We start from the raw sequence: 17,801 nt of genomic DNA on the forward strand, positions 1-17,801 counted from the left end.
CGCTACTCCTGACTTTTCTCTTCCTGCGCGCAATGCAGCCGCGACAGCTTTCCGGTGCGGCCCGCAGGGCTGGTAATATTAACGGCGATGCTGACACATCCTGCCGCAGATGTCTGCTGTCTGATGACTTTCCATGCAGCTGGGGGATCCGGCGCCTGCGGTTCACTCATTTCAACGGCCAGACGCCACAGCTGGCGAAACTGCCATTGGGCCTGAAAACCTTGTTGTAATACGCGGTAGTAGCCGGGTAGCGCCACCATCACGATGGCAAAAAGCACCAGCGAACATAGCACCTCAGGCAGGCTAAACCCGCTTTGCTTTGCTTTCACCTGGGAAGCTGACACCGGGCGGCCTCTCTGAACGGGCAGAAGTCGAGCCAGCCATGAGGCGCAGCACGCCAGCGTGAATCCTCAAGGCTTCCCCAGCGCCACAGCGTAACCGGGTTTTCATCCTCTGCGGAAAGCTTTTGCGCCGCCATTAACGTCTCTCCTTTGTCCGTCGATAATATGCAAGCCCGCCATGCCATCGCTTGCTGCTGGCACTGCCACGAGCTTGTCGCCTGCCAGCGCTGCTGGCCTCCCCAGGCGAGTGCAGATGCAGCCTCGGAATATTGTTTTAGCAAGTTAATCTCGCTGGCAACGCTCTGCTGCTGCTGATTGAGCTGCTGCTGTAGCCCGTTGAGCATCAGCATGCCTAAGGAAAAAAGCAACAGGACGAAGGCCAGAGAGCTGCTGCCTCGCTGGCGGCGCATCACAGGTTATATCCCACAACGATATGCCTTAACGAGACGGGCTGCGCGCCTCCCTGCAACGAAGCATCCAGCTTAATTTCCAGCAGCGGCTGCCAGGAATTACGCGCTAAGCGGGATACTGAGAAATGCTTTATTGCCACCGATTCCGGATCCGTTATTTTCTCCCAGCCGCTGCCTTCGCAGGCAGCCGCTCCCTTTAGCGTTTCCAGGCTGCCATTGTGTAGCCGAAACCCTGTGGCTTCAGCTTCAGCGTGCCCGGCGGGTTCCCACTGGCCGTTGCTGTTGATGTCCCACTGTACCAGTACACATTCCCCTCTTTTGAGGAGTGTTAAACCTTTTCCGCTGCATTCCCCGTGGCAGTAGCCCGCGCGCTGCAGGTGTTTTCCTATACCAAACGCCAGTTGCCAGAGCGATTCCCGCAAGTTTTCTTTCTGATATTGCAGCAGCACGCCTCGCTGAAGCGCCGGGAAAAGCCGCCCTGCGCCAGACAAAATAATACTGCTCAGCGCCATGGCGATCAGCGTTTCGAGTAAGGTGAACCCTCTTTGCTTCAGCCGCATTTTTTAGCCTCGCCGGTTTTACAGGTGCGAATGCGTCCCCAGGCAGAGAGTATGACCTGCCACTCCCCGGCGGAGCTTCGCAAAATCAGATGGCCGGGCCATGCCGTGTTTCGTATCCCGTAGAAGCCGGCGCCTGCCGTTATCTCCACCATCTCCACCTCCGCAAAAGGTTGCATCAGTTGCCAGCGGGATGCGCTTTTACACTGGGTATCCGGCGCAAGATGGCTGGACAGACACCACCGGGAACCTGAATGGCTCAACCTAAGCAGGTGATCTACGTTTTTCCAGTTAGCATCGCTGCGCAGCTGCTGCAGAAAGCTACGCACCCGTTGTACGGTTATCCATAACCGCTGCTGCTGCTGCCATTTCTGCCAGCCGTATATGCCGCCCGCGCTCAGCGTCACGATAATTCCCATGACCAGCATCACTTCCGTCAGGCTAAAACCACGCTGCTTTCTTTTCATTCCAGGAGTGTGCCTGGCGTGAAAAAAGGCTGCTACTGCGCAATTAAATTTCATCGAGATATGCCGAAGAAAATATGCGCATTTGCAGAGGGTTACACAGATTCAGGGAGGGAACGCGAAAAGCTAAAAAGAGGGTAAAAAAAAGCGGCGCACAAAGGCGCCGGGTATGTCAGTCTGTCGGCATTAAATCGCGACAGGCGCTTTGATCGCAGGATGCGGGTCGTAGCCTTCAATCTCGAAGTCTTCAAAGCGGTAGTCGAAAAGCGATTCGGGCTTGCGCTTGATAACCAGCGTTGGCAGCGCACGCGGCTCGCGAGTCAACTGTAGGTTAGCCTGCTCAAGGTGGTTGCTGTACAGGTGCGTGTCGCCGCCCGTCCAGACGAAATCGCCGACTTCAAGCCCGCACTGCTGCGCCATCATATGCACCAGCAGCGCGTAGCTGGCGATATTAAACGGCAGGCCGAGGAAGATGTCGCAGGAGCGCTGGTAGAGCTGGCAGGAGAGTTTGCCATCGGCCACATAAAACTGGAAGAAAGCGTGGCAAGGCGCCAGCGCCATTTTGTCCAGCTCGCCCACGTTCCAGGCAGAGACGATGATGCGGCGCGAGTCCGGATCGTTTTTCAGCTGGTTAAGCACCGTGGCGAGCTGATCGATATGGCGGCCATCAGGCGTTGCCCATGAGCGCCACTGTTTGCCGTACACCGGCCCGAGATCGCCCTTTTCATCTGCCCATTCGTCCCAGATAGTGACGTTATTTTCGCGCAGATAGGCAACGTTAGTGTCGCCTTTAAGGAACCACAGCAGTTCGTGGATGATGGAGCGCAAATGACAACGTTTCGTGGTAACCAGCGGGAAACCATCCTGCAGATTAAAACGCATCTGATGCCCGAAAATCGACAGCGTGCCGGTACCGGTACGGTCATTTTTTGGCGTGCCTTCCGCAAGCACTTTTTTCATCAAATCAAGATACTGTTGCATGTTACCTCACGAAAGCTGCTGCTGCGGACGGCGGCGATACGCCCAGAGCATCATAATGACACCGGCGACAATCATCGGGATCGAGAGGATCTGCCCCATGCTGATGTACTGCACCCACGCGCCGGTAAACTGGGCGTCCGGCTGGCGGAAGAATTCTACGATGATGCGGAACGCGCCATAACCGATAAGGAACAGGCCAGAAACCGCCCCCATCGGGCGTGGTTTACGGATAAACAGATTCAGAATGATGAACAGCACGATACCTTCAAGCGCCATCTCGTAAAGCTGCGAAGGGTGACGCGGCAGTACGCCGTAGGTGTTGAACAGCGGCTGCCATTCAGGATGCGTTGCCAGCAGGCCGATATCTTCGCTGCGTGAACCCGGGAAGAGCATTGCCCATTTAAAGTCAGGATCGACCCGGCCCCACAGTTCGCCGTTGATAAAGTTGCCAAGGCGGCCGGCGGCAAGGCCAAAAGGAATCAGTGGAGCAATAAAATCAGCCACCTGGAAGAAGTTACGTTTGGTACGGCGCGCGAACCAAATCATGACGCAGATAACGCCGACCAGGCCGCCATGGAAGGACATGCCGCCGTCCCAGACTTTGAACAGATATAGCGGATCGGCAAGGAAAACAGGCAGGTTGTAGAAAAAGACGTAGCCGAGACGCCCGCCGAGGAAGACCCCAAGGAAGCCGGCATACAGCAGGTTTTCTACTTCATTTTTGGTCCAGCCGCTCCCTGGTTTGCTGGCGCGGCGTCCGGCCAGCCACATGGCAAAAACAAACCCAACCAGGTACATCATCCCGTACCAGTGCAGGGAGACAGGCCCGACGGAAAAGATCACCGGGTCAAATTCAGGGAACCGAAGATAGCCACTATTCATAGTCATCACAAACCATTGTTATCCCGCCGGTTAAGAAAGGCAGGCTGCAAGTACGCACCGCTGCCGGTGCGCTCCGAAAGCGGCGAATCATAGCATAAAGGGCGCGCCGATTAAGTCCGCGAAGTTGTAAAAGATCTGTAATGCCGGGCGTAAAACAGGGCATCGGGCGCTTTAGCGCCCGCCGCGAATCAGCCCGCCCATGCCGTGCTGCTCCATAAACGAAGAGACCTGATGACGGACCTCTGTTGCCAGCTGAGCTTCAAGGCTGCGCGCTGCCAGAAGCTGCGCCTCTTCAAGATTTATATGGCGCAGCAGATACTTGACGCGTGCCACCGAGCGACCATTCATGGAAAGATGCCGGTAGCCCATGCCCACCAGCAACGCAACGCACATCGGATCGCCCGCCATTTCACCGCACAGGCACAGATCAATCTCATGGCGCCCGGCCTCGCAGGCTATATGCTGCAGCACGCGCAGCATAGCCGGATGCAGGCTATCGTACAGGCTGGCGACGCGGGTGTTGTTGCGGTCGACGGCCAGCAAATATTGCGTCAGGTCGTTAGTACCGACAGAGATAAAATCAACCCGTCCGACGAGATGCTCCATCATAAAGACCATGGACGGCACTTCCACCATCACGCCGAGGCGGGGTTTCGGCAGCGTGTAGCCCAGCATCTCTTCCACTTCCTGTCCGGCTCTGTCGATAAGGCGGCGCGCTTCGTCCACCTCATCCAGGCTCGTAATCATCGGCAGCAGAATATTTAAGTTTCCTGTCGCCGCATTGGCTCGCAGCATAGCGCGGACCTGCACCAGGAAGATCTCTGGCTGATCGAGCGTGATACGGATACCACGCCAGCCGAGACAAGGGTTCTCTTCGCTGATCGGCATGTACGGCAGCTGTTTATCCGCGCCGACGTCCAGCGTACGCAGCGTTACGGGCTTCTCGATGAACATCTGCAGCATGCCCTGGTACTGGGCAACCTGCTCTTCCTCAGAAGGGAAGCCGCTTTGCAGCATGAACGGAATTTCGGTGCGGTACAGCCCGATGCCGTCGACGCGGCTACCGAGCTTTTCTTCATGTTCCGGACTCAGGCCTGCGTTGAGCATTACCTGAACGCGCTCGCCGCTTTTCAGCGCCGCAGGCATGTCCACATCGTCTTCCGCAAGGCGGCTTAGCTCGTTTTCTTCACTGATCAGGCGCTGATATTCCTGCAGCAGCACCGGCTCAGGATCGACCAGCAGCTCGCCGCGATAGCCATCCACTACCAGCGTGCGGCGATGCAGCACCGAGGGCTGGATATCGGCCCCCATTACCGTCGGAATGCCTAACGCCCGCACCATAATGGCGGCGTGGGAGTTTGCTGCGCCGTCGCGCACTACAACGCCGGCAAGTCGGTTTTGCGGCAGCTCCGCGAGGGTGGTCGCCGAGAGTTCATCCGCAACCAGAACAAAACGCTCCGGCCAGGTGTTCGGCCCCTGAATGGTGTCGTCAAGGTGGAACAGCAGGCGTTGCCCAAGCGTTCTTAGATCGCCTGCGCGTTCTTTCAGGTAGCTGTCCGACAGGCTGGCAAACTGCTCGGCAAACTTTTCTACGACCTTTTTGACCGCCCACTCCGCCACCGAACCTTTATCCACCTCGTCGAACAGCTCACGGCGCAGCCGCGCGTCGGTCAACAGGTGGGAGTAAAGATCGAAAATAGCGGCGGTTTCTTTCTGAGCGCCCGCCGCGAAGCGTTTGCTGTAGCGACGAAATTCATTTGCCGCTTCTTCAAGCGCCGCCGTAAGACGCTCGCGCTCAAGAGTGATATCGAGCGTTGATGCTTCCGATACCTGCTCCATAAGCGGGAGCGTGGAATCCATCCAGCCTTCGGCAATGGCCACGCCTGGCGATGCGGGAAGCGCCCGAATTCGCGTCTGCCGATACTGACCAAACAGCGCGGCAAGCTGTGACTGGGAGAGAATGCCTGCCATTTGCGTGGCAAGCGTCACGAGGAAAGACTCTTCGCTTTCGTCGTACTGACGGTGTTCGCGTTGCTGAACGACCAGCACGCCCAGCAGCTGACGCCGCTGGATAATAGGCACGCCAAGGAAAGCGCGGAAACGCTCTTCTTTTACCGCTGGCACGTATTTAAAGCTGGGGTGTTTCTGGGCATCCGCAAGGTTGATAGGTTCGGCAAGTCGTCCAACCAGCCCGACAATGCCTTCATCAAATGCGAGGGTAATGGTGCGTCCGCGTGGTTTTTTCAGCCCTTTTGTCGCCATCAGGTAGTAGCAACGGCGATCGCTGTCTGCGAGATAAACCGAACAGACCTCGGTATCCATCGCAAGGCAGATATCGGTAACCAAAATATCCAGCGCCTCATTGAGGCGCGGGGCGCTGGCTACCTTTTCAACAATTTCTCGCAAACGGGTGAGCATTTTTTGCGTGACTTAACCTCTTTTACGTCGCCATGCAGGCGCGTTATTGCGTGGTGGCGTAACTTCCTGCAGCGGCATAACGACACTGGCAAACTCTTTCATCACCCGACGATAAACATCGCGTTTAAAGGAGACAACCTGACGTACTGGGTACCAGTAACTCACCCAACGCCAGCCGTCAAACTCCGGAGTACTGCTGGTTTGCATATTGATGTCGTTATCAGAGCTTATCAGCTGCAAAAGAAACCATTTTTGTTTCTGGCCGATACAAACCGGCTTTGTGTCCCAACGCACCAAACGTTTCGGTAATTTGTAACGTAACCAGTTGCGGGTCGAGGCGAGGATGCGGACATCTTTTCGCTGTAAACCAACTTCTTCAAAAAGCTCACGGTACATCGCCTGCTCAGGAGATTCGCCAGGGTTGATGCCGCCCTGAGGAAACTGCCAGGAGTGCTGACCAAAACGTCTGGCCCACATCACCTGCCCTTGCCGGTTACAGATTACAATACCAACATTCGGGCGGTAGCCATCATCATCGATCACCGGACTACCTCAAATAAACCTGGATTGCAGCGATTGTTTCATACAAGCCTCAGGCGGTAAACCACTCTTAACGGCGAACATTAACGAATAAATGTTGAATAACTCACAAATTTACCCTGAGTTATAAACAGATAAGCGTAACACGCCCCGCTTTTATTCACTTTTTCTGTGGATATCACTGTGAAAAACTAGCCCATACGCTCGGGACAACTTCTGATAACTTAAATTAAGAACAATCCCACCCTTTATAAAAATCACTATAATTCAGTAAAATAAAGATAAAAAAGTTGTTCACAGGCTTCATAACGTGATGTGCATCACACGCAAGGATCGGCGGCTGCTGAAAGATCGTACAATGACGTTTTTATCCACAGATTGTGCCAATAAGTCAGGCACAATTCGTTGAAAAAATGTGTTTCACCCCTCAGTCAAGGCTGTAAATCGAACCAGTAGTCGCGGTTTTACCCACTTATCCCATTTTTCTGTGGATAACCTGGTGTAAGATCCTGTTCATTGCCGGTGACCAGATCTGGAAAAGATTTTTTCACACCGTACAATATGCGCGAATTTTAAAAAAAATCTATTAAAAATCATGCAATTGATATCTTCACTCCCGACGCGCTAAACTATTTCCACGCTGTGGGTAAACCACGGTCATTTTTTAACCACATGGCAGCTCAGGTTATGCACTTACTACGTCCCTTGCTTCATCCGCCGGAAAACGAACAGGTTTTATTAGCCCAGGCTCAGCGCCTTGCCGGCTATACGCTGGGAGAACTGGCCGCGCTGGCAGGCCTTGCCATTCCGCCTGACCTGAAACGCGATAAGGGCTGGATCGGCATTTTGCTGGAGCTCTGGCTTGGTGCGAGCGCGGGAAGCAAACCGGAGCAGGACTTCGCAGCACTGGGCATTGAGCTAAAAACGATCCCGATTGATCAGCAGGGCCGCCCGCTGGAAACCACTTTCGTCTGCGTCGCCCCTCTCACCGGCAACACGGGCGTGGTGTGGGAAACCAGCCATGTGCGCCATAAGCTGAAGCGGGTGCTGTGGATACCGGTAGAAGGCGAACGGCAAATTCCTCTTGCCGAACGCCGCGTGGGTGCGCCGCTGCTGTGGGAACCGTCAGAAGAAGAGGATCGTCAACTCAGGCTGGACTGGGAAGAACTGATGGACTTAATCGTGCTGGGCCAGGTAGAGCGCATTACCGCCCGTCACGGCGAAGTGCTGCAGCTGCGCCCGAAAGCCGCTAACGCTAAAGCGCTCACCGAAGCCATAGGCACCGAAGGCGCGCGTATCCTTACGCTGCCGCGGGGCTTTTATCTGAAAAAGAACTTCACCGCGCGGCTTCTGGCACGGCATTTTCATCTGTAGCATTAATAAACTTGTACTCCCTTTCCGGCACGCGCTTATAATTAGCGTTTTCATTTTTTGGCAGGACTTTTTTGATGTTTGCATGGATCTCCGACCCCAATGCGTGGATGGCGTTAGGCACGCTGACGATTCTGGAAATCGTTCTGGGTATCGACAATATTATTTTCCTCTCTCTGGTCGTTGCAAAGCTCCCTAAAGAGCAGCAGCAAAAAGCTCGTCGGCTTGGTTTAGGCGCCGCCATGATTATGCGCCTGGCGCTGCTGGCCTCCATTGCGTGGGTTATTCGCTTAACCACGCCGCTGTTTACGGTAATGGGTAATGAGATCTCGGCGCGGGATTTAATCCTGCTGCTTGGGGGTCTGTTCCTGATCTGGAAAGCCAGCAAAGAGATTCACGAGTCTATTGAAGGGGAAGAAGAAGGACTTAAAACCAACGTTCACTCGTTCATCGGCGCTATCGTGCAAATCATGCTGCTGGATATTATTTTCAGCCTGGATTCGGTGATCACCGCGGTCGGTCTCTCAGACCATCTCTTTATTATGATGGCCGCGGTGATTATTGCCGTTGGGGTAATGATGTTCGCGGCACGCGCCATTGGCGATTTCGTTGACCGTCACCCGTCGGTGAAAATGCTTGCCCTGGCGTTCCTGTTGCTGGTCGGCTTTACGCTGATCCTTGAAAGCTTCGATGTTCATGTGCCGAAGGGATACATTTACTTTGCGATGTTCTTCTCCATCGCGGTCGAAAGCCTCAACCTTATCCGCAACAAAAAAAATCCGCTCTAGCCCGCTCAGGGGGAAGTTTTACGCTTTCCCCTGATTTATTTTAAGAATTTCCTGCTTATCTCCTCGCTTTTAAAAAGTTATTACTAAACTATGTAGGGCATTTCATTCCTGACGAGGCGAATAACAATGAAAAAATGGGCAGTTGTCATTTCCGCTATCGGTCTGGCATTCACCGTTTCTGGCTGTAGCAGCGACTACGTGATGGCAACCAAAGATGGCCGCATGATCCTTACCGACGGTAAGCCGCAGATTGATGATGAAACCGGGCTGGTAAGCTATCGCGACAGCCAGGGTAACGAGATGCAAATCAACCGCGACGACGTTTCGCAAATTATTGAACGCTAGGCCCTGAAGGTCAGCGGCTCGCTGGCCTGAATACTTTTCTTACCTCTCCCCCCTTTCGCTTTTGCTTCCCCTCTGCCATGTTATTAATCCATTTTGTCGGGCGTTTGCCTGATGTGGTCTGGTAGAAGAATAAGGAAGCCGGCAATGCACTATCATCGTATTCCCCATAGCTCGCTTGAGATTAGTACGCTGGGGCTGGGAACCATGACGTTCGGTGAACAAAACAGCGAAGCCGATGCCCATGCTCAACTTGATTATGCCGTAAGCCAGGGCGTGAACCTGATTGACGTCGCCGAAATGTATCCCGTCCCTCCGCGCCCGGAAACCCAGGGCCTGACCGAAACCTACGTCGGCAGCTGGCTTAAAAAAAGCGGCAGTCGCGATAAGCTTATCCTCGCCTCCAAAGTCAGCGGCCCCAGCCGCAATAATGACGCCGGGATCCGCCCAAACCAGATTCTGGATCGCAGGAATATCCGCGACGCGCTGGACGCCAGCCTGAAGCGCCTGCAAACCGATTACCTGGATCTTTACCAGGTTCACTGGCCGCAGCGCGCCACCAACTGCTTCGGCAAGCTGGGCTACAGCTGGACGGATAACGCGGTTCCCGTCACGCTGCTGGAAACGCTGGAGGCCCTGGCAGAGTTCCAGCGCGCGGGAAAGATTCGTTATATCGGCGTATCGAATGAAACGCCCTGGGGCGTGATGCGCTACCTGCAGCTGGCGGAAAAACACGACCTGCCGCGTATTGTCACTATTCAGAATCCGTACAGCCTGGTTAACCGCAGCTTCGAGGTGGGTCTGGCGGAAATCAGCCAGCGCGAAGGCGTAGAGCTGCTTGCCTATTCCTGCCTGGCCTTCGGTACGCTAACGGGGAAATACCTGAACGGCGCGAAGCCTGCCGGCGCGCGCAATACGCTCTTTAGCCGCTTTACCCGCTACAGCGGTGAACAGGCTCAGCTGGCGGTAGCGGCCTATGTGGATGTGGCAAAACGTCATAATCTGGATCCGGCGCAGATGGCGCTGGCGTTTGTGCGTCGTCAGCCGTTCGTCGCCAGCACGCTGCTGGGCGCAACGACGCTGGATCAGCTAAAAACCAACCTTGAAAGCCTGCACCTGGACTGAGCGAAGAGGTGATTGAGGAGCTGGAAGCGGTGCATCGCGTTTACACCTATCCGGCGCCTTGATGTAAGTAACGGCGGGTGGCGCCCTGCTTACCCGACCTGCTTTGCAGGTATTAAGCAGTGCGCCACCGCGTTAAACGCTACTTCTGACGAACCTGCCAAATCCACAGCCCGCCAATCGCCAGTGCAAACACCGCGCCAAACCCGACGCCAATACCGACAATCGGCGCGCCGGTTTTCACCGCCAGCGAATACAGGCCGAGCATCAGCAGCATCGCGGTGTTTTCACCCAGGTTCTGCACCGCAATCGCATTGCCTGCCCCGACGCTTTGTTTGCCCCGCTCCTGCAACAGCGCGTTGAGCGGCACCACGAAGAAGCCGCCGAGCACGCCAATCAGCAACAGCAATGCATAAGATGGCAGCAGCGCATGCTGCAATGCGAAGAACAGCACGCCTGCACCGATTAAAATCCCGGCAGGCATACAGCGCGCCACGGTTTCAAGCGTCACCAGCTTCGCTGCGGCGCCTGCTCCCATCACAATGCCTACCGCCACCATCGCATTCAGATAAGTTGGCGTGGCGTTATCGTTTATTCCCAGCGCGACGGGCACCCACAGCACCAGCAGAAAACGCAGCGTCACGCCTGCCCCCCAGAACAGGCTGGTGCCGACGAGGGAGAAACGCGTTTCGCCGTTGCGCCACAGCGTGCGGCAGGCGGTGAAGAAACTGCGGGTCATCGGCGTGAAGCGCCATGACTGTCCCGGACGGGCCGGAGCAAGTTTTGGAATGAAAATATTGGCGACCACTGCGCCCGCGTAAACCAGCACGCAAACGCCCAGCGCGGCGAGAAGATGCCAGTCGGCCAGCACGCCGCCCGCCATCGAACCCAGTAAAATCGCGGCAATAGTGGAAGACTCCATGATGCCGTTGGCTTTTACCAGACGATCGCCGGTAGTTAATTCACCGAGGATGCCGTACTTCGCCGGCGAGTAAGCTGCCGCGCCGATGCCCACCAGCGTATAGCCAATAAAAGGATTCAGCCCCAGGCAGATAACCCCGGCGCCCGCGAGCTTTAAGCTATTAGCAAGCATCATCACTCGCCCTTTTGCGAAGCTGTCCGCAATCTGCCCCACGAAAGGCGCAAACAGAATGTACGCGCCGACAAAGACCATTTGCAGCACCGGCTGGCTCCAGTCCGGATAAAACTGCTGCTTGAGCACCGCAAGCGTGGCAAACAGCAAAGCGTTATCGCCAAAGGCGGACAGAAACTGCGCCGCCGTGACCGCTTTCATTCCTTTTGACCATAAAGAAGCGTCGTTTAGCGCATTCTCACGCATCCTCAGCCTCCAGCTGCGCCTTCAGGGTGACGAAGTCCGGTTTGCCGCTGCCCAGCACCGGTAACTGTTTAAGGCAGCGAATATCGCGCGGCACGGCCAGCTCCGGCACGCCGTGTTCACGGGCGTAGCGCATTAATTTTTCACGGTTCAGCTCGCTGTCCGTAGTGAACAATACCAGCGCTTCCCCTTTTGCGGCATCGCTTTTAATAACGGTGGCGTGCATTTTGTCCGGGGAGACGCCCAGCGCCACCTGCTCGACCATTTCCAGCGAGACCATCTCGCCGGCAATCTTGGCAAAGCGCTTAGCGCGGCCCTGGATAATGCAGAATCCCTGCTCATCAAATTTCACGATATCGCCGGTGTCGTACCAGCCTTTTTCCAGCTCGCCCAGCGCGTTTTCCGCCGCTGGCGCCTCAAGCACGCCCGGGTTTTCCACCCGCAGGTAGCCGTTCATGATGTTCGGCCCTTTAAGCTGCAGGCGGCCGCCCTCTTCGATACCGGGAACGGCCATCAGGCGAGCGTCCATCGCGGGCAGAATGCGCCCAACGGTGCCGGGCCTGGCGGCCATCGGCACGTTAATCGACACCACCGGCGCACATTCAGTTACGCCGTAGCCTTCCAGGATGCGCAGGCCGAATTTGTCCTGCCACAGCTGCCTTGTGCTCTCCTGAAGTTTCTCGGCCCCTGCAACCACGTAGCGCAGGCGGAAGAAGTCATAAGGATTGGCGAAACGCGCGTAATTACCGAGGAACGTTGAGGTGCCAAACAGCACCGTGCAGTTACGGTCGTAAACCAGCTCAGGCACCACGCGATAATGCAGCGGGCTTGGATAGAGGAACACTTCCGCCCCGGTCAGCAGCGGCGTAAACAGGCCAACGGTCAGGCCGAAGGAGTGGAACAGCGGCAGCGCCGACATAAAGCGGTCATTAGCGGTAAAGTCCGCAATGGTGCGGATCTGTTCGACGTTCGCCAGCAGGCTTTTATGGCTGTGCACCACGCCTTTTGGATTGCCCTCGGAGCCTGAGGTAAACAGCACCATCGCGGCATCTTCCGGCTTCTGTTTCACCTGCGCCAGGTGCGGCACGAATAGATGCGCGAAGATCCACAGTTTATCGGCGGCGGTGACGTCTCCTTTAAGATCTTCCAGGAAGACCCAGCGCACCTGAGTAAGCTGCTCTGGCAGATGCCACAGTTTGCCCTTGTCGAGGAACTGGCGCGAGGTGAACACCGTTTTGATTTGCGCGGCGGTAATGGCGCTGGTCAGCCCTTTTACGCCCGCCGTGTAGTTCATCATCGCCGGAATGCGGCCGCGGGACGATGCGCCAAATATCACCGCCGCGCTGATTGCCGCATTCGGCAGCATCAGGCCGATGGTTTCGCCAGGCTCGCTGTATTTATTAAGGATGCGCCCGACAAACAGCGTTTTAGTCAGCAGCGCACGGTAAGTGTCCGGTTTGAAATTGATATCTTCAATGCAGTTTTTTCGCAAGCCATAACGGTACTGCGCGGCGAGCAAAGCCTCATACAGCGTTTCACGCGGGCGCACCGCCATACGCGCTTCCATCATAATCTGATGCAGCATTTCACCCGCCATCCTGCGGCGGTCGCGCGCGCGCGGAGCATCCGGCATCGGAACGGAAGTCGGCGGCAGAATATGCAGGCTGATACGCGGAAACAGGCGTTGTTTTACCAGACCTTTCAGGCGGCTAAAGAAGGTCAGCTCCGCGCCGTCAATACGCAGCGGGATCACCGTGGCGTTCGCTTTAGCGGCCACAAAACCCGCCCCTTCGTAGATTTTCATCAGCGAGCCGGTAACCGAAATACGCCCTTCCGGGAAGATAACCACCGGACGGCCCTGCTCTACCAGACGCACGAGATGTTTAATCGACATCGGCTTTGTGGGATCGACCGGCACAAAATCGATCAGCGGTTTCAGCCAGCGCATATACCACTGCTGGCTGATGGAGGAGTAAACGGCAAAGACCGGGCGAATCGGTAGAAACAGCGCCAGCAGGATACCGTCGATAAAAGAGACATGGTTGGGAACAATCAGCACGCGCGGCAAGGTGAGCACACCGGTATCGCCCGTTAAGCGCACCCGAAACAGAATGCGAAACAGCGCGCGGAAAAAACCTAACAGCATATCAACTCCCTTTGTCGTTAATCGGCACAAAGACTTAATTGTAGTGGCTGAAGAGTACATGACTAGCTTTGCAGGAGCGAGTGAAGGTGAAGGTGCAGGCACGAAAAAAAAGCAAAAAAAAACCTGCGCATCTGCGCAGGTCGGTGCAAGAAGAATTGTACACACAGCGTACGAAGAATTCTCACCAATCAATACCTCTGGGATTACAAATGTAGCAGTGGCGCAGCCTCTTGCGCCATGCCGAAATCGCAACAGCGCACTGCAAACTGTAAGCAAAAATTTTGCCTGAAATTATTAAAAATCTGACACATGTCAGGTTTTGCCGCTGCGCCTGAACTCCGCTAAAACGGGCGTGTAACTATTACACGCCTGAGCGGGTAGTTTTCTCCAGGTTTGCGGGCGCGGCGACAATCGCACCCTTGAAGTGACGCGGCTTTTCCGTAACACTTAAGCTTGTGTAAACGCTTACCCAACCGGAATAAGATTATGGCGACGATTAAGGATGTAGCACGGCTGGCAGGCGTCTCTGTCGCCACGGTGTCCCGTGTGATTAACGATTCGCCGAAGGCCAGCGACGCATCGCGTCAGGCTGTAACCTGTGCGATGGAAACGCTTAATTACCATCCAAACGCCAATGCCCGCGCGCTAGCCCAACAGACAACGGAAACAATTGGCCTGATTGTGGGCGACGTTTCAGACCCTTTCTTTGGCGCCATGGTAAAAGCCGTTGAGCAGGTGGCCTATCGCACCGGCAACTTTCTGCTGATTGGCAACGGGTATCACAACGAACAAAAAGAGCGCCAGGCCATCGAACAGCTGATTCGCCACCGCTGCGCCGCCCTGGTCGTGCATGCTAAAAAAATCCCCGACAGCGAGCTGATTTCGCTAATGAAGCAGATGCCGGGCATGGTGCTTATCAACCGTACCCTGCCCGGTTTTGAGCAGCGCTGCGTGGCGCTGGACGACCGCTACGGCGCCTGGCTTGCCACGCGCCATTTGATTCAGCAGGGCCATAAAAAAATTGGCTACCTCTGTTCCAACCATCCGATCTCCGATGCGGAAGACCGCCTGCAGGGTTATTACGACGCGCTAAAAGAGCACGGTATCCCGATTAACGATCGTCTGGTGACCTTTGGCGAGCCGGATGAAAGCGGCGGTGAACAGGCGATGACCGAACTGCTTGGCCGGGGTAAAAACTTTACCGCCGTCGCCAGCTATAACGACTCGATGGCGGCCGGGGCGATGGGCGTGCTGAACGACAACGGTATTGACGTGCCGAAAGAGATCTCGCTGATTGGCTTTGATGACGTGCTGATTTCACGCTATGTGCGCCCGCGACTCACCACCGTGCGCTACCCGATTATTACCATGGCGACCCAGGCCGCCGAACTGGCGATGGCGCTGGCGGAAAACCGTCCGCTTCCCGAAACCACACACATTTTTAGCCCTACGCTTGTGCGCCGTCATTCGGTGATTGCGCCAGCGGGGGAGTAAACCCCCTGCCGCTTCATGGGCATTGTTGAAAAGCGTGATCCTGGTTAGACATTTACGCGGATGAAACCGCATGCCTGACCTTACCCTTCTGGCACCTGTGTTAGACTGCGGCCACAACTGCGGTATCGCGACGGAAGACTTAATCAGGAATGAATCGATGGTAACAATGCTGGATGTCTCGCTACGCGCAGGCGTTTCGAAAGCAACGGTATCTCGCGTGTTGAATGGCACCGGGCAGGTGAAAGAAAGCACCCGCAAGCAGGTCTTTATGGCCATGGAAGAGTTAGGATATCGCCCTAATTTCCTGGCGCGCTCGCTTGCTAACCGCAGCAGTAACAGCGTGGGATTAGTGGTATCGACCTTTGACGGCTTTTACTTTGGCCGCCTGCTGCAGCAAGCATCCCGCCAGACCGAAGCCTATGGTAAGCAACTGATAGTCACCGACGGGCACGACACGCCGCAAAAAGAGCTTGAGGCCGTGCAAATGCTGGCCGACAGGCATTGCGACGCCATAGTGCTCTATACCCGCTTTATGTCCGAGCGGGCGCTAATGTCGCTGATGAACGCGATCCGGGTGCCGCTGGTGGTGATTAACCGGGATGTAACCCAGGCGCGGGAACGCTGCGTCTTCTTCGAACAGCAGGATGCGGCGTTTCAGGCGACCGACTATTTAATTCAGCAGGGCCATCGCGACATCGCCTGTATTACCGTGCCTATTTCCACCCCAACCGGCCAGGCCCGACTGATGGGCTATCGCAAGGCTTTGCAAAAGCACGGCATTCGCTTTAACGAAGAGCGGGTAAAAAACGGCGACTCCACCATGACGGTGGGGCATCAGCTTTGCCAGCAGCTGCTCGAAAGCCACGTCACCTTTACGGCGCTGTTTGCCTGTAACGACGATATGGCGCTGGGCGCCTCAAAAGCGCTGCAACAGGCCGGGATGCGCATCCCGCAGGATATCTCGCTGTTTGGCTTTGACGATGCGCCAAGCGCGCAGTGGCTTCAGCCCGCCTTATCCACCGTCTATCTGCCGATCGATAATATGATCACCACCGCCATTGACCAGGCGATTAAGCTGGCAAACGGCGAAGACCTCGAACCGATCCCGCCGTTTGTGGGTACGCTGGTGCTGCGTGAATCCGTTGCGCCCGGGCCTTACTTTCGCCGCGGGCGCAGCTCCTCAAAGTAGCTCCAGCGCGAGTAATTCCTCCATAGTCTGACGGCGGCGGATCAAACGCGCGGCTCCGTTATCAAACAGCACTTCCGGCAACAGCGGGCGGCTATTGTAGTTAGAAGACATAGACGCGCCGTAAGCCCCCGTATCGTGCAGCACCAGGTAATCGCCTACTTTAACCGGCGGCAGCGCGCGGGTTTCCACCTTGCCGCCTTCCTGCTGGGTAAAGACGTCTCCGGACTCACACAATGGTCCGGCAACGACGGTCTCTACCGGCGGCTGCGTGATCAGGTCGCGCCCGTCGCAGGCCATGGCCGAAATGTGATGATAGCTGCCGTACATAGACGGGCGCATCAGATCGTTAAAACCGGCGTCGATCAGCACAAAGTGGCGCGATCCCATCGCCTTCACGGCACGCACCTGGGCTACCAGCACGCCCGACTCCGCCACGAGGAAACGTCCAGGCTCGATCTCCAATTTTACCGCATGGCCAAGCCGCCGGGCGATTTGGTCGCGCGCCGCGCTCCACAGGCCAAAATAGTGGCCGGTATCGATAGTCTCTTCGCCTTCACGATAAGGGATTGACAGGCCGCCGCCTGCGGAAATCGCCTCCAGATCCTGACCAAAGTCGATAACCTGCTGCACCATCGCGCCGCAAACACGCTCAAGATGGCCATAATCCACGCCCGACCCGATGTGCATATGAATGCCCACCAGGTGCAGGTTGTAGCGCTGAATGACCTCCAGCGCCTGCGGTAAATCCGCGTGCCAGATGCCGTGTTTGCTGTTTTCACCGCCGGTATTGGTTTTCTGGCTATGGCCATGGCCAAAGCCCGGGTTTACGCGCAGCCAGACGCGATGTCCCGGAGAGACTTCGCCGAGCTGCTGCAGCATATCAACCGAACCGGCATTGACCGGAATGCGCCGCTGCGCCACCAGCCGCAGCGTGGCTTCATCGATCATATCGGCGGTAAACACGATATCGTCCGGGTTTTCCTGCGGGTTGTAGCCCGCCGCCAGCGCTCGCTCAATTTCGCCCTGCGACACCGAGTCCACCTTCACGCCCTGCTCACGCATCAGACGCAGAATATGAATATTCGAACAGGCCTTCTGCGCAAAACGAATCACGTCGAACTGGCGCAGCTGGGCTATCTGCCGGCGGATAATTTCCGCGTCATAAACCCAGACCGGGCAGCCGAATTCAGCGGGCAGCGTCAGTAAGTTTTTCGCGTTCAGCGCGGTGTCGGCTGTATTGAGCGGGCGTGGCATCGTTAACTCCGGTAGTAAATTATTTTGTTTATTACGCCACAGCCTGAACTGAAGAAAAAATATCGATTTCTCGCAGGTCTATTCATCTATGATATACATTTGTATCACGCCGGGGCGCTTTGCTTAGCTGCCCATACGAATGTTAAAACGCGATAAAAGTCGAGAA

Annotated in this window: 17 protein-coding genes and 1 pseudogene; 7 read left to right on the forward strand and 11 right to left on the reverse strand. The window is 55.9% G+C overall.

What is annotated here, in order from left to right:
* Positions 1–2: 2 nt before the first annotated feature.
* The 8 genes from WLO31_RS16315 to rppH all read right to left on the reverse strand — a co-directional run bounded on the left by WLO31_RS16315 (position 3) and on the right by rppH (position 6,596).
* Complete coding sequence (locus WLO31_RS16315; protein ID WP_435927676.1) at positions 3–329, reverse strand: prepilin-type N-terminal cleavage/methylation domain-containing protein; 327 nt, start codon at positions 327–329, stop codon at positions 3–5.
* Complete coding sequence (locus WLO31_RS16320; RefSeq protein WP_435927677.1) at positions 326–751, reverse strand: DUF2509 family protein; 426 nt, start codon at positions 749–751, stop codon at positions 326–328. Before WLO31_RS16320 ends, WLO31_RS16315 begins: the two co-directional genes overlap by 4 nt.
* A complete protein-coding gene (locus WLO31_RS16325; protein WP_435927678.1) occupies positions 751–1,311 on the reverse strand; it encodes a prepilin peptidase-dependent protein in 561 nt (186 codons plus the stop codon). Before WLO31_RS16325 ends, WLO31_RS16320 begins: the two co-directional genes overlap by 1 nt.
* A complete protein-coding gene (locus tag WLO31_RS16330) occupies positions 1,302–1,775 on the reverse strand; it encodes a prepilin peptidase-dependent protein (RefSeq protein WP_435927680.1) in 474 nt (157 codons plus the stop codon). The genes WLO31_RS16325 and WLO31_RS16330 overlap by 10 nt, the downstream gene beginning before the upstream one ends.
* 183 nt (positions 1,776–1,958) lie before the next feature.
* Entirely contained in the window at positions 1,959–2,753 is a 795-nt protein-coding gene (thyA, locus tag WLO31_RS16335) for a thymidylate synthase (protein ID WP_435927681.1), read from the reverse strand.
* A 6-nt stretch (positions 2,754–2,759) separates the two neighbouring features.
* Positions 2,760–3,635, reverse strand: coding sequence for a prolipoprotein diacylglyceryl transferase (gene lgt, locus WLO31_RS16340; protein ID WP_435930641.1), 876 nt, complete (start codon positions 3,633–3,635; stop codon positions 2,760–2,762).
* Between the two features lie 171 nt (positions 3,636–3,806).
* Entirely contained in the window at positions 3,807–6,053 is a 2,247-nt protein-coding gene (ptsP, locus tag WLO31_RS16345; protein ID WP_435927683.1) for a phosphoenolpyruvate--protein phosphotransferase, read from the reverse strand.
* A 12-nt stretch (positions 6,054–6,065) separates the two neighbouring features.
* Positions 6,066–6,596: an RNA pyrophosphohydrolase gene (rppH, locus tag WLO31_RS16350; RefSeq protein ID WP_034498067.1), complete on the reverse strand. Its 531-nt coding sequence runs from the start codon at positions 6,594–6,596 to the stop codon at positions 6,066–6,068.
* A gap of 684 nt (positions 6,597–7,280) precedes the next feature.
* Here rppH and mutH point away from each other — a divergent pair.
* The 4 genes and pseudogenes from mutH to WLO31_RS16370 all read left to right on the forward strand — a co-directional run bounded on the left by mutH (position 7,281) and on the right by WLO31_RS16370 (position 10,281).
* Complete coding sequence (mutH, locus tag WLO31_RS16355; protein WP_435927684.1) at positions 7,281–7,967, forward strand: DNA mismatch repair endonuclease MutH; 687 nt, start codon at positions 7,281–7,283, stop codon at positions 7,965–7,967.
* Between the two features lie 71 nt (positions 7,968–8,038).
* Positions 8,039–8,752 carry a TerC family protein gene (locus tag WLO31_RS16360; protein ID WP_435927685.1) on the forward strand — a complete coding sequence of 238 codons (714 nt, stop codon included), beginning with the start codon at positions 8,039–8,041 and terminating at the stop codon, positions 8,750–8,752.
* A 126-nt stretch (positions 8,753–8,878) separates the two neighbouring features.
* A complete protein-coding gene (locus tag WLO31_RS16365) occupies positions 8,879–9,097 on the forward strand; it encodes a YgdI/YgdR family lipoprotein (protein WP_435927686.1) in 219 nt (72 codons plus the stop codon).
* A 144-nt stretch (positions 9,098–9,241) separates the two neighbouring features.
* Positions 9,242–10,281 (forward strand): annotated as a pseudogene (locus WLO31_RS16370) (NADP(H)-dependent aldo-keto reductase).
* 77 nt (positions 10,282–10,358) lie between these two features.
* Here WLO31_RS16370 and lplT read toward each other — a convergent pair.
* Positions 10,359–11,555 (reverse strand): lysophospholipid transporter LplT, encoded by a 1,197-nt coding sequence (lplT, locus tag WLO31_RS16375; RefSeq protein ID WP_435927687.1) that lies wholly within the window; start codon positions 11,553–11,555, stop codon positions 10,359–10,361.
* Positions 11,548–13,698: a bifunctional acyl-ACP--phospholipid O-acyltransferase/long-chain-fatty-acid--ACP ligase gene (aas, locus tag WLO31_RS16380; RefSeq protein WP_435927688.1), complete on the reverse strand. Its 2,151-nt coding sequence runs from the start codon at positions 13,696–13,698 to the stop codon at positions 11,548–11,550. The genes lplT and aas overlap by 8 nt, the downstream gene beginning before the upstream one ends.
* 58 nt (positions 13,699–13,756) lie before the next feature.
* Between aas and WLO31_RS16385 the strand changes: the two genes are divergently transcribed.
* The 3 genes from WLO31_RS16385 to WLO31_RS16395 all read left to right on the forward strand — a co-directional run bounded on the left by WLO31_RS16385 (position 13,757) and on the right by WLO31_RS16395 (position 16,381).
* Positions 13,757–13,987, forward strand: coding sequence for a hypothetical protein (locus WLO31_RS16385; protein WP_435927689.1), 231 nt, complete (start codon positions 13,757–13,759; stop codon positions 13,985–13,987).
* A gap of 197 nt (positions 13,988–14,184) precedes the next feature.
* Complete coding sequence (galR, locus tag WLO31_RS16390; RefSeq protein WP_435927690.1) at positions 14,185–15,192, forward strand: HTH-type transcriptional regulator GalR; 1,008 nt, start codon at positions 14,185–14,187, stop codon at positions 15,190–15,192.
* Positions 15,193–15,358: 166 nt separating this feature from the next.
* Positions 15,359–16,381, forward strand: coding sequence for a LacI family DNA-binding transcriptional regulator (locus tag WLO31_RS16395; RefSeq protein ID WP_435930642.1), 1,023 nt, complete (start codon positions 15,359–15,361; stop codon positions 16,379–16,381).
* Here the strand turns inward: WLO31_RS16395 and lysA are convergent.
* Positions 16,373–17,635, reverse strand: coding sequence for a diaminopimelate decarboxylase (gene lysA, locus WLO31_RS16400; RefSeq protein WP_435927691.1), 1,263 nt, complete (start codon positions 17,633–17,635; stop codon positions 16,373–16,375). The two genes, WLO31_RS16395 and lysA, sit on opposite strands and share 9 nt — an antisense overlap.
* Positions 17,636–17,801 lie beyond the last annotated feature (166 nt).

It is taken from the genome of Dryocola sharpae, assembly GCF_051307055.1.
Taxonomy (GTDB): domain Bacteria; phylum Pseudomonadota; class Gammaproteobacteria; order Enterobacterales; family Enterobacteriaceae; genus Dryocola.

Excerpts from the sequence above, each read along its gene's own strand:
- WLO31_RS16320 (WP_435927677.1), bottom strand. The coding sequence starts at position 751 with ATGCGCCGCCAGCGAGGCAGCAGCTCTCTGGCCTTCGTCCTGTTGCTT.
- WLO31_RS16325 (WP_435927678.1), bottom strand. The coding sequence starts at position 1,311 with ATGCGGCTGAAGCAAAGAGGGTTCACCTTACTCGAAACGCTGATCGCC.
- WLO31_RS16330 (WP_435927680.1), bottom strand. The coding sequence starts at position 1,775 with ATGAAAAGAAAGCAGCGTGGTTTTAGCCTGACGGAAGTGATGCTGGTC.
- thyA (WP_435927681.1), bottom strand. The coding sequence starts at position 2,753 with ATGCAACAGTATCTTGATTTGATGAAAAAAGTGCTTGCGGAAGGCACG.
- lgt (WP_435930641.1), bottom strand. The coding sequence starts at position 3,635 with ATGAATAGTGGCTATCTTCGGTTCCCTGAATTTGACCCGGTGATCTTT.
- ptsP (WP_435927683.1), bottom strand. The coding sequence starts at position 6,053 with ATGCTCACCCGTTTGCGAGAAATTGTTGAAAAGGTAGCCAGCGCCCCG.
- mutH (WP_435927684.1), top strand. The coding sequence starts at position 7,281 with ATGCACTTACTACGTCCCTTGCTTCATCCGCCGGAAAACGAACAGGTT.
- WLO31_RS16365 (WP_435927686.1), top strand. The coding sequence starts at position 8,879 with ATGAAAAAATGGGCAGTTGTCATTTCCGCTATCGGTCTGGCATTCACC.
- lplT (WP_435927687.1), bottom strand. The coding sequence starts at position 11,555 with ATGCGTGAGAATGCGCTAAACGACGCTTCTTTATGGTCAAAAGGAATG.
- aas (WP_435927688.1), bottom strand. The coding sequence starts at position 13,698 with ATGCTGTTAGGTTTTTTCCGCGCGCTGTTTCGCATTCTGTTTCGGGTG.
- WLO31_RS16385 (WP_435927689.1), top strand. The coding sequence starts at position 13,757 with ATGACTAGCTTTGCAGGAGCGAGTGAAGGTGAAGGTGCAGGCACGAAA.
- galR (WP_435927690.1), top strand. The coding sequence starts at position 14,185 with ATGGCGACGATTAAGGATGTAGCACGGCTGGCAGGCGTCTCTGTCGCC.
- WLO31_RS16395 (WP_435930642.1), top strand. The coding sequence starts at position 15,359 with ATGCTGGATGTCTCGCTACGCGCAGGCGTTTCGAAAGCAACGGTATCT.
- lysA (WP_435927691.1), bottom strand. The coding sequence starts at position 17,635 with ATGCCACGCCCGCTCAATACAGCCGACACCGCGCTGAACGCGAAAAAC.